This window comes from Stenotrophomonas sp. YJH_SMC_48-3, from assembly GCF_059369375.1.
Genome location: NZ_JCAFSQ010000009.1, coordinates 63,581 through 77,667 on the forward strand (window position 1 = coordinate 63,581; position 14,087 = coordinate 77,667).

General features: G+C 66.8%; 18 protein-coding genes and 1 tRNA gene. 5 read left to right on the forward strand and 14 right to left on the reverse strand.

The window, feature by feature from the left end; genetic code table 11:
- Positions 1 to 37: 37 nt before the first annotated feature.
- Positions 38 to 1,333 carry a tryptophan--tRNA ligase gene (locus AC5P65_RS14840; RefSeq protein ID WP_495215681.1) on the reverse strand — a complete coding sequence of 432 codons (1,296 nt, stop codon included), beginning with the start codon at positions 1,331 to 1,333 and terminating at the stop codon, positions 38 to 40.
- A gap of 108 nt (positions 1,334 to 1,441) precedes the next feature.
- On the opposite strand from AC5P65_RS14840, the gene AC5P65_RS14845 reads away from it, so the two are divergent.
- On the forward strand, positions 1,442 to 2,242 hold the full coding sequence (locus AC5P65_RS14845) for a hypothetical protein (RefSeq protein ID WP_188250545.1): 801 nt from the start codon (positions 1,442 to 1,444) through the stop codon (positions 2,240 to 2,242).
- Positions 2,243 to 2,314: 72 nt separating this feature from the next.
- Here the strand turns inward: AC5P65_RS14845 and AC5P65_RS14850 are convergent, their stop codons facing one another.
- From AC5P65_RS14850 to rocF, 3 genes are all read right to left on the reverse strand, one after another.
- A complete protein-coding gene (locus AC5P65_RS14850) occupies positions 2,315 to 2,536 on the reverse strand; it encodes a CsbD family protein (RefSeq protein WP_019661831.1) in 222 nt (73 codons plus the stop codon).
- A 201-nt stretch (positions 2,537 to 2,737) separates the two neighbouring features.
- On the reverse strand, positions 2,738 to 2,875 hold the full coding sequence (locus tag AC5P65_RS14855; protein ID WP_019661832.1) for an entericidin A/B family lipoprotein: 138 nt from the start codon (positions 2,873 to 2,875) through the stop codon (positions 2,738 to 2,740).
- Between the two features lie 162 nt (positions 2,876 to 3,037).
- The gene (rocF, locus tag AC5P65_RS14860; protein WP_111097684.1) at positions 3,038 to 3,958 is read right to left on the reverse strand and encodes an arginase; all 921 of its coding nucleotides are present in this window, start codon (positions 3,956 to 3,958) and stop codon (positions 3,038 to 3,040) included.
- A 131-nt stretch (positions 3,959 to 4,089) separates the two neighbouring features.
- Here rocF and AC5P65_RS14865 point away from each other — a divergent pair, with 131 nt between their 5' ends.
- Positions 4,090 to 4,437 (forward strand): hypothetical protein, encoded by a 348-nt coding sequence (locus tag AC5P65_RS14865; RefSeq protein WP_111097685.1) that lies wholly within the window; start codon positions 4,090 to 4,092, stop codon positions 4,435 to 4,437.
- A 24-nt stretch (positions 4,438 to 4,461) separates the two neighbouring features.
- Here the strand turns inward: AC5P65_RS14865 and AC5P65_RS14870 are convergent, their stop codons facing one another.
- Positions 4,462 to 5,232: a DUF3011 domain-containing protein gene (locus tag AC5P65_RS14870; RefSeq protein ID WP_188250544.1), complete on the reverse strand. Its 771-nt coding sequence runs from the start codon at positions 5,230 to 5,232 to the stop codon at positions 4,462 to 4,464.
- 596 nt (positions 5,233 to 5,828) lie between these two features.
- On the opposite strand from AC5P65_RS14870, the gene AC5P65_RS14875 reads away from it, so the two are divergent.
- A complete protein-coding gene (locus tag AC5P65_RS14875) occupies positions 5,829 to 6,236 on the forward strand; it encodes a hypothetical protein (RefSeq protein ID WP_134729679.1) in 408 nt (135 codons plus the stop codon).
- Positions 6,237 to 6,696: 460 nt separating this feature from the next.
- Here the strand turns inward: AC5P65_RS14875 and AC5P65_RS14880 are convergent, their stop codons facing one another.
- The 6 genes from AC5P65_RS14880 to birA all read right to left on the reverse strand — a co-directional run bounded on the left by AC5P65_RS14880 (position 6,697) and on the right by birA (position 10,228).
- A complete protein-coding gene (locus AC5P65_RS14880; protein ID WP_058979789.1) occupies positions 6,697 to 6,999 on the reverse strand; it encodes an addiction module antidote protein in 303 nt (100 codons plus the stop codon).
- Positions 7,000 to 7,057: 58 nt separating this feature from the next.
- Positions 7,058 to 7,345 carry a type II toxin-antitoxin system RelE/ParE family toxin gene (locus AC5P65_RS14885; protein ID WP_111097688.1) on the reverse strand — a complete coding sequence of 96 codons (288 nt, stop codon included), beginning with the start codon at positions 7,343 to 7,345 and terminating at the stop codon, positions 7,058 to 7,060.
- A 206-nt stretch (positions 7,346 to 7,551) separates the two neighbouring features.
- Positions 7,552 to 7,627: transfer RNA gene (locus AC5P65_RS14890), tRNA-Thr, on the reverse strand.
- Between the two features lie 40 nt (positions 7,628 to 7,667).
- Positions 7,668 to 8,522 (reverse strand): SPOR domain-containing protein, encoded by an 855-nt coding sequence (locus AC5P65_RS14895; RefSeq protein ID WP_188250543.1) that lies wholly within the window; start codon positions 8,520 to 8,522, stop codon positions 7,668 to 7,670.
- A gap of 9 nt (positions 8,523 to 8,531) precedes the next feature.
- On the reverse strand, positions 8,532 to 9,263 hold the full coding sequence (locus AC5P65_RS14900; protein ID WP_019661840.1) for a type III pantothenate kinase: 732 nt from the start codon (positions 9,261 to 9,263) through the stop codon (positions 8,532 to 8,534).
- Entirely contained in the window at positions 9,260 to 10,228 is a 969-nt protein-coding gene (gene birA, locus AC5P65_RS14905; protein ID WP_164144457.1) for a bifunctional biotin--[acetyl-CoA-carboxylase] ligase/biotin operon repressor BirA, read from the reverse strand. Before birA ends, AC5P65_RS14900 begins: the two co-directional genes overlap by 4 nt.
- Positions 10,229 to 10,372: 144 nt before the next feature.
- Here birA and AC5P65_RS14910 point away from each other — a divergent pair, with 144 nt between their 5' ends.
- Both AC5P65_RS14910 and AC5P65_RS14915 read left to right on the forward strand, forming a co-directional pair.
- The gene (locus tag AC5P65_RS14910) at positions 10,373 to 10,651 is read left to right on the forward strand and encodes a hypothetical protein (protein ID WP_005411956.1); all 279 of its coding nucleotides are present in this window, start codon (positions 10,373 to 10,375) and stop codon (positions 10,649 to 10,651) included.
- Positions 10,618 to 11,409, forward strand: coding sequence for a M90 family metallopeptidase (locus tag AC5P65_RS14915; protein ID WP_180832823.1), 792 nt, complete (start codon positions 10,618 to 10,620; stop codon positions 11,407 to 11,409). Before AC5P65_RS14910 ends, AC5P65_RS14915 begins: the two co-directional genes overlap by 34 nt.
- A gap of 85 nt (positions 11,410 to 11,494) precedes the next feature.
- Here AC5P65_RS14915 and AC5P65_RS14920 read toward each other — a convergent pair whose 3' ends face one another.
- The 3 genes from AC5P65_RS14920 to AC5P65_RS14930 all read right to left on the reverse strand — a co-directional run bounded on the left by AC5P65_RS14920 (position 11,495) and on the right by AC5P65_RS14930 (position 14,076).
- Positions 11,495 to 12,919, reverse strand: a complete 1,425-nt coding sequence (locus AC5P65_RS14920; RefSeq protein ID WP_032953760.1) for an ATP-binding protein — start codon at positions 12,917 to 12,919, stop codon at positions 11,495 to 11,497.
- Between the two features lie 25 nt (positions 12,920 to 12,944).
- On the reverse strand, positions 12,945 to 13,628 hold the full coding sequence (locus AC5P65_RS14925; protein WP_004136763.1) for a response regulator transcription factor: 684 nt from the start codon (positions 13,626 to 13,628) through the stop codon (positions 12,945 to 12,947).
- Positions 13,629 to 13,701: 73 nt separating this feature from the next.
- Positions 13,702 to 14,076, reverse strand: a complete 375-nt coding sequence (locus tag AC5P65_RS14930) for a hypothetical protein (protein ID WP_058979781.1) — start codon at positions 14,074 to 14,076, stop codon at positions 13,702 to 13,704.
- Positions 14,077 to 14,087 lie beyond the last annotated feature (11 nt).

Here is a 14,087-nt window from a genome sequence, read left to right on the forward strand (position 1 = left end):
TGGGCTCGGCTCTACAGAGGGCAGGCAGGCCCGGCGATCAGGTCCCTTCGCGCAGCACGGCCAGCGCGGCCAGTACCGCGTCCACCTCGGCGTCCAGCTTGAACAGCTCGCTCTGCAGCTGGTCGCCCTGCTCGGCCTGCTTGATCACGGCAATCAACTGCCCGGCATCACGCGGCGAATCGAAGCCTTCGCTCTGGATCAGCAGCGTGCCGTCACCGGCGGTCAGCTTGAAGTAGAACCGGCCGTCCTTCTCACGGTACTGCTTGAACTGCGGCGGCGCCACGCGGGCCACGCCGGCATCTTCGCTGGCGATGTCGCCCGCCGTGGACAGGTCGCGCAGGCCCACGGCGTGGCGCAGTTCTTCCAGCAGCGGTGCCGCCAACTGCTCGCGCAGCTGCTGGCCACGGCGCTTGAGCAGCGCTTCGATTTTCTCCGGCTTGGCCATCAGCGCGTTGTAGCGCTCGCGCAGCGGCGACAGTTCGCTGTCGATGCGCTCGAACAGCTGCTGCTTGGCATCGCCCCAGCTGATGCCCGCAGCGAACGCCTTCGCGAATTCCGCGGTCTGTTCCGGGGTGGCGAACGCCTGGTACATCTGGAACAGTGCCGAGCCCTCGGTGTCCTTCGGCTCACCCGGTGCGCGCGAATCGGTCAGGATCGAGAACACCAGCTTCTTCAGCTCTTCGCGCGGCACGAACAGCGGAATGGTGTTGTGGTAGCTCTTGCTCATCTTGCGGCCATCCAGGCCCGCCAGCGTCGCCACCTGCTCGTCGATCACCACGTCCGGCAGCGGGAAATACTCCTTGCCGTACACGTGGTTGAAGCGCTGGGCAAAATCGCGCGCCATTTCGATGTGCTGGATCTGGTCACGGCCCACCGGTACCTGGTTGGCCTTGAAGATCAGGATGTCGGCAGCCATCAGCACCGGGTACATGAACAAGCCGGCGCTGACACCTGCGTCCTCGTCCAGACCTTCCTCGCGGTTCTTGTCCACCGCCGCCTTGTAGGCATGCGCGCGATTGAGGATGCCCTTGCTGGCGATGGCGGTCAGGAACCACATCAGCTCCGTCGTCTCGCGGATGTCGCTCTGGCGGTAGAACCACACGTGTTCCGGGTCCAGGCCGCAGGCCAGCCAGCTGGCTGCGATCTCCAGGGTCGCGCGCTGGGTGCGCTGCGGGTCCTGCGACTTGATCAGGCTGTGCAGGTCGGCCAGGAAGAAGAAGCTCTCGATCCCCGGCGCGCGGCTGGCCGCGATGGCCGGACGGATGGCGCCAACGTAGTTGCCCAGGTGGGGCGTGCCGGAGGGGGTGATGCCGGTAAGGACTCGGGTGGTCATGACTGCGTGGGGTAACCTTCGATGAACGGGGCCAGTTTACCTTGCACGCCACCAACCCCGTCAGGGCCCGCGGCGCGTTCATTCACGCAACCCCGCTGGAGACGCCCGATGAAACGCCTGCTGCCCCTGCTGCTTATCCTGCCTCTGGCCGGCTTCCGCCCGGCCCCGATGCCGCCGCCGGTCTACGAGGGCGGCCCCGTGCGCATGGCCCTGGTCGACCGCGACCGCGGCACCGAACTGCGCAGCTACCCCGCCGAGGGCCAGCGCTGGGTGGCCGGTGAGCGCGGGCACCGCTACGCCGTGCGCCTGTACAACGACAGCCCCCGCCGGGTGCTGGTGGTGCTGTCGGTGGACGGCGTCAACGCCATCTCCGGCGAAGATGCCGATCCCTCGCAGACCGGTTACGTGCTCAACCCCGGACAGCGCGCCGACATCACCGGCTGGCGCAAGAGCCAGGACGAAGTGGCGCAGTTCGTCTTCAGCAGCCCCAGCGGCAGCTATGCCAGCCGCACCGGCCGCCCCGACAACATCGGCGTGGTGGGCGTGGCCGTGTTCGAGGAAGCGCGCCGCTGGCGCCCTGAGCCGATCCTGCGCCGCGGCCTGCCACCGCCGGCCCCGGCTGCACAGGCCGAAGCGGCCGCCGATGCCAGCGCCAGCCGCATCGAGGGCTACGCCAGCAAGCCGCAGGCGCCGGCGCTGGGCACCGGCCACGGCGCGCGCGAGCAGTCCTCGGTGCGCGATACCGAGTTCGAGCGCGCCAGCCGCAGCCCGGCGCAGATGTTGCAGCTGCGCTACGACAGCGCCCGCAACCTGCGCGCGCGCGGCATCCTGGTCGATTCGCCGTCACGCCTGCCGCGCGAACCGCAGGCGTTCCCCAACCGCTACGTGCCGGACCCGCCGGCACGCTGATCCTCCGCGCAGACAACACAACGCCCGCAACCTTTCGGCGCGGGCGTTGTGTCGTGGGGAAAACCCGGGGGCTTACTTGTAATCCGGGTAATCCTTGCGCACGCTGTCTTCGAAATCCCGGACTTCCTTCTCGGCGCGGTCCTTGGCCCAGCCATAACGCTCCTGCAGGCGACCGGCCAGGTATTCGGCATTGCCTTCGGCCACATCGAAATCGTCGTTGGTCAGATCGCCCCACTTGGCCTGGGCCTTGCCCTTCAGCTGCGACCACTTGCCGGAAATGATGTCTTTGTTCATTGCTGGGAGTCCTTGGTTGCAACGGCGTTCTTACCGTGGTTCCAGCTTCGCGCAGTCGCTGTTGAGTACCGGTCAACCAGCAATGAAATGCGTGCTCACCTGCTTGAATGGTTCACTCCGCTTGCACAGCCGTGCGTGGCAGCGTGCAAGAAAAAGGCCGGGGATGATCCCCGGCCTTTTTTCTTCCGTTCCGCGCCGGGCTCAGTTGCCCTTGGCGGCATCCTCAACCTTCTCACCGGCCTTCTGCACGTCCTTGCCGGCACCGGCAACGGTATTGCAACCGGCCAGCAGGGCCACCGAGAACATCGACAACAGCATCAGGGCAACTACGCGCTTCATGGGCTTCTCCTTGGGTTTGCCGCTACACCGCTTCATTCGCGGATGGGATTCTTTCGCTCAGCGGGAGAAGGCCAATGCCCGCCGCCGCCGCGTGAAGTGCAATCTGGCGGCAGGGGCGTGGAGCGGGTGTGAACGGATCGGCGATCCGTTCAGGCGGTTGCCTTAGTCGCGCATCAGGGTGGACTTGCCGAACAGGCTCTCGACCAGGTCCACGGCCAGTTCGGCGGTGGCATTCTGCTTGTCCAGCAAGGGGTTGAGCTCGACGATGTCCAGCGACCCCATGCACCCGGTGTCAGCGATCATCTCCATCACCAGCTGCGCCTCGCGGTAGTTCACCCCACCCGGCACCGTGGTGCCCACGCCCGGCGCGATGCTCGGGTCGAGGAAGTCGACGTCGAAGCTGACATGCAGGTGGGTGTTCTCGTCGATGCCCGCCAGTGCTGCTTCGACCGTGCGCTTCATGCCGTTCTCGTCGATGTAGCGCATGTCGTAGACATCCACCTTGTGGGTCTTGATCAGGCGCTTCTCTTCCGGGTCCACCGAACGGATGCCGATCTGGTGCACCTGGGTGGGAGTGATCGCCGGTGCGCTGCCGCCGAGGTGGGTCAGCGCCTCCGGGCCGAGGCCGCACAGGCAGGCCACCGGCATGCCGTGGATGTTGCCCGAGGGGGTGACATCGCTGGTATTGAAATCGGAATGTGCATCCAGCCACAGCACGCGCAGGGTCTTGCCCTGCTCGCGGCACCAGCGTGCCACGGCAGTAATCGAACCGATGCCCAGGCAGTGGTCGCCGCCGAGCATGATCGGCATGCGGCCGGCCTGCAGTTCGGCATAGCTGGCTTCCATCAGTGCATGGTTCCACGCCACCACTTCCTCCAGATGGCGGTAGCCCTGCACCGGCGCGGTCCACGGGTTGCGCGGGCCATCCAGGTTGCCCAGGTCGCGCACGTCCACGCCGCGCGCTTCCAGCGCCTCCGGCAGGCCCGCCACGCGCAGCGCTTCCGGCCCCAGCCGTGCACCGCGATGGCCCGCACCGACATCGGTGGGAACGCCGATCAGGGATACGGAAATGGGATGGGCCATGGGTGCCTCCTTGCGGGGGAAAAAGAAGCACAGTCTAGCTAGAGCTGTGTGACACCACTCGCGGCGGTGCAGCAGGGCATTGGCATGGCATGATGCCGCGCGGACCCAACCGCCCTTCATGGAAGATTGCGATGTCGCCCTTCATCAATACCGCCTGGCCACGCTTTTTCACCGTGGCGCTGCCGGTCGCCGTTTTTGCGGTTTTTTTGAGCAACTCGATCGATGCGTCGCCGAATGGCTGGCTGATGCAGGCGACACTGCTGCTGGTGCCGTTCTCGACCCTGATATTCCTCGGGTTGGGCTGGCAGCGTCTGCGCAAGGCACACGCTGAATACCCGATTCTGAAAAGCGAACTGCACCGTATGCTGGCGGCGTTGATCGGCAACGTGAAGGTGGCCGCGCTGTGGTTCGGCCTGACCTTCGTTGGTATGTTCACCCTGATGCTGGCGTGGGTGTTGCTGTATAGGTCCTGCGGCTGAAGCCTGTCCCAACCCGCTGCGCGCTCAGCGTCCGCGGCGGCGCACCGGCGTCACGCTCTGCACCTGGCCGTTGTTGCGCATCATGCACAGGAAGCGGCCATCGGGGTAATCGATGATCAGTTCCTGGTAATCGCTGCCCACAGGCATCTGGGTGACCAGGGCGCCCTGCGCGCCCTTGCGCATGTTGCAGGCGCCCAACGCGGTATCGCCTGTCGGCGCGGGGGTAGTCACCGAGGACACATTGCGGAACACCGCGCGGCAGCCGCCATTGACCCACACCGAGTGCCGCGACAGGCCCCAGTTCTTGCCCTCCTCGCAGCGGGTACGGCTGAGCTGGCGCACGATTTCCACGTTGCCACGGGTGTTCAGATCGCAAGAGACCTGCTGCTGGCCGGTGGATTCGCAGGTGACTTCGCGCGGTAGCGCGGCATCTCCGGCGGCAGCGTCGCGAGGGCGGGCGCTGTTTGCGGCGGGCGCAGGCGCACCACTGCTACTGACCTGGCAGATGCCATTGGCGCCGCCACGACCGGTGTAGCTGATCTGCGGCGCGCCGTCGTCGTTGCGGCTGATCGACAGGGTGATGCCGCTGTTGGCATCGCGTGCTTCGAAATAGCGGTCGTTGAAGCGCTTCAGCGTGGCCTCGCGGCCCTGCACGTAGACCGGGCCGCCTTCGTCGGCGTGCACGTCGATGCCGCCCGGGCAGCTGGCGTTGAAGAAAGGCACGGCAGCCATGGCCGGGGCCACGAAAGCAGCGGACAACAGTGCGACGGTGAGCGACAGGGCATGGCGACGCATGTGCTTATCCCGAAGGGGCCCAGGGCGGGCGTGTAGCGGAAGTATGCGGTGGGGCGCTGCGGGCTGTCCGTGAGGAATATCAAGATCCTGGGCGCGCGTTGGCACTTTTGGGTCTGGTATCGTTGCCTTGGTGCCTTGCCGAGGCTGTTAAGCCAGCTTTACGTCGCACGCTACTGTAAGCCGTGCGGCAACAGTGGCGCAGCCCGGATGACCGATGATGACGGCGCTGCGCGATATGTCGCTTCTGGCATTGCGATGCTCGAAACGGGCCAAACGCGATAATTCATTTTTCCTTTCAGATCACCCGATGCCATCGAAACAAACGACTGGCAGGCGGTGATTTCACGTGCGCATGATGAATCGCCACCTGCAAAGGTGGTCGGGACTTCCAAGCCCGTGTAATCGAAGCTGTATACGCTTGCCAGCCGGCGCCGTCTTCCCAAAAGCGGCGCCGGCTGGCAATCCGTTCGCCGATCGACGGCGGGCGGTGCGTGGGGGCCCTGTGCCCGCCGGCTCATCGATTTCCGGTCTTGGAAGCCACGCATCGCCCGCCACCCTCTTCGGGTGGCACCTCTGTTGCCGACGAGGATGCCCGCATGCCCAAGCCCCATCACCCGTACCTGACCGCCACCCTGGGCGAGGCTGCCTTGCGCCTGCCCCCCGAACTGGCGCAGCCGTTGGAAGCTGCTTTCGCTGCCGCGAACGAGGCGCCCGCGCCCATCAACCTGCCCGGCTGCCTGCAGCGCATCCAGGCCGGTGACGCCGCCGATGGACAGCCGTGGCAGGGACCGGCAGGCACACCTGGCGACGCCGTGGCTGCCGCACGCAGGGACCGCGCCGCAGTGGGCCTGGTATCGCTGCTGGAGCTGTACCACGCCGCAGAGCGCGTGCGCGTGGATGGGGAAGAGAAGGACGACATCGGCGATGGCACGCGCGAGGGTCTGATGCTGGCCTGCCGGGGGCTGGCGGAGTATGTGGCGTTGCAGGTGGGTGGGGCTCAGTAATTCAGAACATTGAGATGCCCAATGCACAGGTTCACAACGTCACTGCCCCGGCTAGCGAATCAGGCAGACCCGCTGCTGGAATGAGCGCACCCTATCCAAACCTGAAGCCTGTTCTCGTTGAGCTGCGGCTGGACGAAGTGGATTCGCGCGCCGGCGCTGTTGCCGAGTTGATCGCCTCCACCGCACGCCCATGGCGCTCTCGATAAGCCCTGAAGTCATGTGGTACAGCTTCGTGCTGAATGACAGAGCCATCACCCGGATCCGTCCTGGAACGCGGACGAATTGCACGATCTCATTCATCAATTACGAAGGTGCGAAGGAGGTGTTCACTTGTGGCACGTCGGCCGCCTTCGGAGATGGATCGTCGACAAGGGGGTTGATCCGCATCATCCGGTTTGATTGAGACTGATCGCACCTGACTTCTTGAGGCGGCGGAAGTGGAGCGCAGTGCCTTGATGCCTCACGCGGCACTGGCATGCAGACGCACACCCAAGGCACGGGTCACCTTCAGGATGGTGGCGAAATCGGGGCTGCGTTCGCCGGACAGTGCGCGGTAAAGACTCTCGCGCGACAGGCCCGCCGCGCGCGCAACCTTGCTCATACCCTGAGCGCGCGCGATGTCGCCGAGCGCCTTGGCAATGAACGCGGAATCGCCGTCGCTTTCCTCGATGCAGGCGTCGAGATAGGCGGCCATTTCTTCGGGTGTCCGAAGGTGTTCGGCCACATCAAATGCTTTGAGTTCGACTTTTTTCTTGGTGGCCATGATGGAACAGCTCCAGTACTTCGGTATTGATTCGTTTCGACTACAGCCGGTTCGACGCTCACAGGGCACGTGCAATCTCCCTGGCCTTTTCGATATCGCGATGCTGTGAGCTTTTGTCACCTCCGACCAAAAGAATCAGCAACTGCCTGCCGCGCTGGGTGTAGTACAGGCGGTAGCCCGGCCCTGCATCGATACGCAGTTCGGAAATACCGTCCCCCAGACGGCGGTGATCACCCGGATGGCCTTCGGCGAGCCGACCGATACGGGCCAGGATGCGAGCGCGTGCAGTTACGTCCTTGAGAGCGTCAATCCATGTCGCGAACTGACGGGTACGCTGGATCTTCATGGAAAAATGTAGCCTACTGGCTACACATTTTCAACTACGAGAAACGCGCATCAACCACGAAGCACGCGCATAGGCAGGTGGGACGCGCCTCGTCAGGTGCAAGATGAGATAACAGCAAGGAAGGAAAAGAACGGGAGAGACGCAGCAGGGAGCAGTGCTCGACCGATTACTGCGCCGCCATGTCGAGCTGCACAACTGGAGTGTGGTGGTGCCGCTTATCCGAATCGAACGGATGACCTACTGTTTACAAGACAGTTGCTCTACCAACTGAGCTAAAGCGGCATGGGTGGTGCACCGGCGGCAGCGCCGCGGTCCGGGGATTCTAGCGCAACCGCGTGCATTCCAGCGACCGGCTCTGTGCCGCCCCGCTGCGCTGCTGGGCCTGGGCCGGCTGCGTGCCCGCCGCCAGTTGCGCTTCCAGCCACCACTGGCCGGCGTCGCCGCTGGCGACCAGGCGCGGCTGGAAGCCGGCGGCCTGCACCGCTGCCATGCGGCGCTCGGCGCCCTCGCGATTACGGTACTGGCCCAGCGCCACGGCGTTGGCGTCCTCGCCCTGGCTGATGATGTAGTAGTCGCTCAGGCCGGCGGCGACGATGCGCTTCACGGTGGCCTGCGCTTCGTCGCGGTTGGCGGCGGCCGGCAGCATCACCCGGTAACGGGCACTGCCGCTGGCAGCGGGCTGTTCGCGCAGGCGCACCTGGCTGAGCAGCGTGCCGGCCTTGCCCTGCGCGCTGCTCGCGGCGGCGCGGTCGGCGAACGGGCCCAGCGCGACGCAGCGCGGCGGTTCGGCAGCCTCGGGCGGGGTTGCGGGTTTTCCCGGTGCTGGCACGGGCGCTGCGACCGGCTTGTCGGCGCCAGCAACCGATGTGGCGGCAGGCGCAGCTTCGGCCGCCTGCGGCTTGGCACTCTCCGGCTTGGCCGGGGCGGCGGGCGCCGGCGTTACAGCCACGGCCGTCTTCTCCGCCGGTTCGCGCTCCATCAACGGCGCGGTCGGCGCGGCAGCCGTGGCTTCGGCGGCCGCAGCGGCATCCACGCCACCGGGCACCCAGCGCAGCTCGGCCACGCCCGTGGGTTGCGGTGGCGGCGCAGGCTTCTGTGGTGCATCGCGCAGCAGCCACCAGCAGGCGACGCCAAGGTTGAGGATGGCCAGTACGACGATCAGGGCACGGGTCAGCATGCGCGGATACTAGCCTGCGGGCTGGTGCACCGCCCAGCGGGCGAGACCATCCAGCACCAGCGAGGGGTGGTAGTCGGCGCCGGGCAGCAACGGCATCAGCGCCGGTGCGCCGCCCCCGTGCACCAGCAGCGACGGTGCAACGCCCAGCAGCGCGTGCCCCTGCTGGGCGCTGCGTTCGATCAGCGCCACGGCCGCACCATCGCAGCCGGAGGCGAGCGCGTCGGCGGTGTCGTTGGCGAATTCGCTGTAGTCACCGCCGGTAGCCGGCAGCTGCACCGCACGGGCATGCAGTGCTTCGCGCATGGTGGTGGGCGATGCGGAAATGCGGCCACCGTGGTGCTGGCCGTCCGCGTCGAGCAGATCAATCGTCAGTGCGGTGCCCACCCCGACCACCAGCACCGGGCGCTGCGCCTTGGCCGCGGCCAGCAGGGCCAGGAAGCGGTCCACACCGAATTTTTCGGGCTTGGCATAGGCAATGCGCACACCGGCGCATTCGGCGCTGGTACGCACCACGTGCACGTGCTCGAAGCGACGCTGCAGCTGGTCCAGCATCGCGCTGGTCAGCGACGGTGCGGCCACGCTGGCCACGAACGCGGTGGTGCCGCTGGGCAGGCTGTGCGGCGGCTGTCCGGCCATGCCTTCGGCGCCATGCGCCCAGGCCTGCACGTCACCGGCACGGTCGCCCTGCAACGGCGCGAACTTGAAGCGCGAGTTGCCGAGGTCGAACAACCAATCGCTCATGCCGCCCTCACGCTGACTTCGCCGGCGTGCAGCAGGCGCTCACGGCCATCGATGCGCACGCGCAAGGCGCCGTCATCGGCCAGGCCGAGCGCGGTGCCATGCTGCCACTGCCCTTCCAGTTCCACCCGTACTTCGCGACCGGCCAGCATGTCGAACGCGGCGTAGCGCGGCAGAAAGGGAGCGAGGCCTTCGCGATCGAATTCTTCCAGTGCCGGCAGCAGGCGCGCCAGCACGGCAGCAACCACCACGTTGCGGTCCACCGGCTTGCCGGCCAGCGTGTCCAGGTCCACCCACGGCTGGGTGATCTGCTCGGCGAAGGATGGCGGCATGTGCGTGTTGATGCCGATGCCGATCACCGCGCGCGCCGGGCCGGCATATTCGCCACCGCCCTCGGCCAGCAGGCCGACCAGCTTGCGCTTGCCATCGACGATCAGGTCATTCGGCCACTTCAGCTGCGCCTGGGTATAGCCCAGGTCGTGCAGCGCTTCGGCCACGGCGATGCCGGCCACCAGGCTCAGCCCGGCCAGGCGGCCGAGGCCACCGGAGAACAGCCGCAGCACCGACAGGTACACATGCGCGGCCAGCGGCGACGCCCACGTACGGCCGCGACGGCCGCGGCCGCCGGTCTGGCGTTCGGCCAGCAGGACGCTCACCCCGCGCTGGGGCGCGCTGCAACGCAGCAATTCGGCATTGGTCGAGTCCACCGTCCAGGCCACCTGCAGGTCGTACAGCAGCGGCAGCACCTCGGCGGGCAGGCCGGCACGGATCGCATCCGGGTCCAGCAGGTCGACCGGGCGGGTCAGGCCATAGCCCTCACCTGCACGGCCTTCGATGTCCACACCGGCGGCTCTAAGTCCTTGAATACGCTTCCAAATGGCCGCCCGGGTCTGGCCCAGCTCACGGGCCAGGGCGTCGCCGGAGAGGCGACCGGCAGCGAGTTTGGCCAGCAATTGGCGGTCGTCCACGGCAGCTTCCACGAAGTCAGGAAGGAATTATGCGGGAAAGCCGCCAGCGGCGCCCGCCACGCTGGGTTCTGCGGGGGCTTCCAACGGGGCGCCGGGTTCGGGCTAGAATCGGGAACTCACCTTCCCTTAACGTGGATGTCGTCAATGCGCCGCTATGCCCATTGCCTGATCCTGCTGACGATGCCCTTCGCGGCGTCTGCGACGGCAGCGCTGGACGACAGCCGCGGCGCCTGCGTGTCCTCCAACGGCGATGCCGCCTCGCAGCGTGCACCGACCGCGACCGCTTCGGCCGCCACCACCAAGCCGGCACCGGTCCGCCCGGCAGCCAACACCAGCACGGGCGGCGGTGGCAGCGACGACGACGTGCTGCAGCGCATCCGCGCACCGAAGTGGCACAGCTACCTGCCGGGAATGTTCCGCTGATCAAGTCGTTGCTGCAGTGGCTGCGACCTGCGCCGCGGCCTATCGACGATGTACTGTGGAATGAGGCCTGCCGCCGTGCGGCCTGGCTGCGCGGCCTGGACGACGAACGCCGCGCACGCCTGCGCGTGCTGGCCACGCGCTTCCTGCACGAGAAGACCATCACGCCGATCGGCGAGCTGCAGCTGGAGGCCGGCGATGGCGTGCTGCTGGCGGCGCTGTGCTGCCTGCCGCTGCTGGAGTTCGGCGAGGTGGGTCTGGAAGGCTGGTCGCAGCTGATCGTCTACCCCGATGCATTCCGCGTACATCGCAGCCACATGGATGCGGCCGGCGTACTGCATGAGTGGGATGACGAACTGATTGGCGAATCGTGGGACAGCGGTCCGCTGATCCTGTCGTGGGCCGATGTGCAGGCCGACCTGGCCGCGCCGCACGAGGGCTACTGCGTGGCGGTGCACGAGATGGTGCACAAGCTGGATGCACTGGATGGCGCGATGGACGGCACGCCGCCGCTGCCGCGCGAATGGCAGCGTGAGTGGGCGGCCATCTTCCAGCGCGCCTACGATGCGTTCTGCGCGCAGGTGGATGCGGGCGAAGAAACGCTGATCGATCCGTATGCGGCCGAAGCGCCGGAAGAATTCTTCGCGGTGACCAGCGAGTATCACTTCTCGGCACCGGATCTTCTGCAGCAGGCGTTGCCGGAGGTGGCCGCGCAGCTGCGGCGGTTCTATGGCGAGCCGCCGACGATCGAAACACGGTAGTGCCGGCCGCTGGCCGGCACCTTGGCAATGCCACCGAAGATCATGAGGGTGCCGGCCAGCGGCCGGCACTACCGTTTGCGGGGGCTTACGGCCCCGGCGGCAAGCGCACTTCGAAACGGGCGCCGCCCAGTTCGCTTGAACGGCCGACGGCCAGTTCGCCGCGGTAGTCCTTGATCAGGTCCTGCACGATCGACAGGCCGATGCCGTGGCCCTGCACGCGCTCGTCGCCACGCACGCCACGCTGCAGCACCTTGCCGATGTCGTCCGGGGCAATGCCCGGGCCATCGTCGTCCACCGCCAGCAGCAGGCCGGCGCGGCGCGCGTTCGGTGCCGGCAGCGGCTGCGCGGTCAGCAACACGCGGCGGTTGGCCCACTTGAAGGCATTTTCCAGCAGGTTGCCGAGCAGTTCCTGCAGGTCGCCCGGTTCGCCGTGGAAGCGCGCGGCCGGGTCGATGTCGAATTCGCACAGCACGCCCTTGGAGGCATAGACCTTTTCCAGGCCGCGCACGATCTCCTCGGCGTTGGATTCAATCGGCAGCGGCGCGGAGAACAGCTTGTGGCCCGACGATGCAGCACGTGCCAGCTGGTAGGAGACCAGGTTGTTCATGCGCTGCAGCTGCACGTCCAGCTCCTCGCGCAGGGCGCCATCGCCGGCACCGCTGTCCATCTGCGTGCGCAGCACGGCGATGGGCGTCTTCAGGCTGTGCGCCAGGTCGGCCAGGGTATTGCGCTGGCGCTCGAGGTTCTCGCGCTCGCTTTCAATGAAGGCGTTGATGCTGTCGGTCAGCGGCTCCAGCTCACGCGGATGGCGCTCGCTCATGCGCTCGGTCTCGCCGCGCTGCACCTTGGTCAGCTCGGTGATCACGCGACGCAGCGGCCGCAGGCTCCACTGCAGGATGACGGTCTGCAGCAGCAGCAGGATCAGGCCGATGCCACCCAGGTAGAACCAGACCCGGCCACGGAACACGCGCAGCTGCGCGCCCAGCGCGCGCGAGTCTTCCATCACGTAGATGGTGTAGGGGAATTCGGTGGCCGGGTCGGCGTCGGCGTCCCACACCAGGCCCAGGCCATAGCGGTACACCGAGCCCTGGCTGCCGTCGATCTGGATCATCGGCAGCGGGCCTTCGAACACTTCCTGGCGCGGTGCCAGCAGGCCGCCGCCGACGGTGGGCAGCATCGGGCCTTCGGCGGACATCGAATTGCCCTTGCCGTGCGGCATCACCACCTGCAGGTACAGGCCACTGCCCGGCACGTCAAAGCGCGAATCCGGCGGCTGCTCGCGGATGTACAGCGAGCGGTCGCGGGTGAAATCGATGCCGGCCGCGTAGGCGGTGGCGTAGTTCTTCAGGCGCTCACGCAGGTTCGCCTTCGCCGTATCGGCGAAGGCGGCGTCGAGTGCGTAACCGGCCAGGGCCAGAAACGCGACCAGGCCCACGGACGCGGCAAGCATCTGGCGCGCCTGCAGCGAGCGCGGCCGCCAGCGTCGGAAGAACCACAGACGGCCGGACATCATGGTTTCGCCAGGCTGAGCCGGCTCAGCCCTCGTTGCGCGGAATCGCGAAACGGTAGCCGCGGCCGCGCACGGTCTCGATCGGCTTCAGTTCGCCATCCGGGTCCAGCTTCTTGCGCAGGCGGCCGATGAACACTTCCAGCACGTTCGAATCGCGGTCGAAGTCCTGCTGGTAGATGTGCTCGGTGAGGTCGGCCTTGGAGACCAGTTCACCGGCGTGCATCATCAGGTACTCCAGCACCTTGTATTCGTAGCTGGTCAGGTCGACATTGCTGCCGGCCACGCTGACGGTCTGCGCAGCCAGGTCCAGGGCGACCGGGCCGCATTCCAGGGTCGGCTTGCTCCAGCCGGCGGCGCGGCGCAGCAACGCGTTGACGCGGGCAAGCAGCTCTTCGACGTGGAATGGCTTGACCAGGTAATCGTCGGCACCCTGCTTCAGGCCCTCGACCTTGTCCTGCCAGCTCGAACGCGCGGTCAGGATCAGCACCGGGAACTTCTTGCCTTCGTCACGCAGGGCCTTGATCAGCTCCATGCCCGACATCTTGGGCAGGCCGAGGTCGATGATGCCGACATCGAACGGAACTTCACGCCCCATGTAGAGGCCTTCCTCGCCGTCCTGCGCAGCATCGACGGCAAAGCCTTCGCGCTTGAGCCGGGCTGCCAGGGTCTCACGCAGCGGGGCTTCGTCTTCGACCAGAAGGATACGCATGAACTCTCCCTAGTGTCCTGGGTGTGGCCCGGAGGCCTGTGGGGTACGGGTTGATAGCGACAACTATCCCTGTTCAGGGGTTATCGCCGCGTAGTGATGACATATCCGACCGCGGCGTGCGCGGCTGTGAACGCGACGGGGCGGGGTCGTCCATGTAGCGGACACGGCCCCGGTCGTCCATGTACTTCACCCGGTTGATGTCACGACCATCGAACGGCACGCGCTCGGCGCCGAGGATGTGGCCGCCGGTGGTGCGCTGCACGCGGCGCACGGCATCGGACAGCGAGCGCTCGTCGCCACGGCCACCGCGCTCGCCCCGCTCCATCATCTCCGCGCGCCCCTGGTCGCCGCGCGGCGGCTGCTGCGCAAGCGCCGACGACAGCGGCACAGCCGACAGCGCCACGCAGGTGGCCAGGGCAATGCGGCGATGGAAGGGAGCGGAAGACATCGATGCGATCC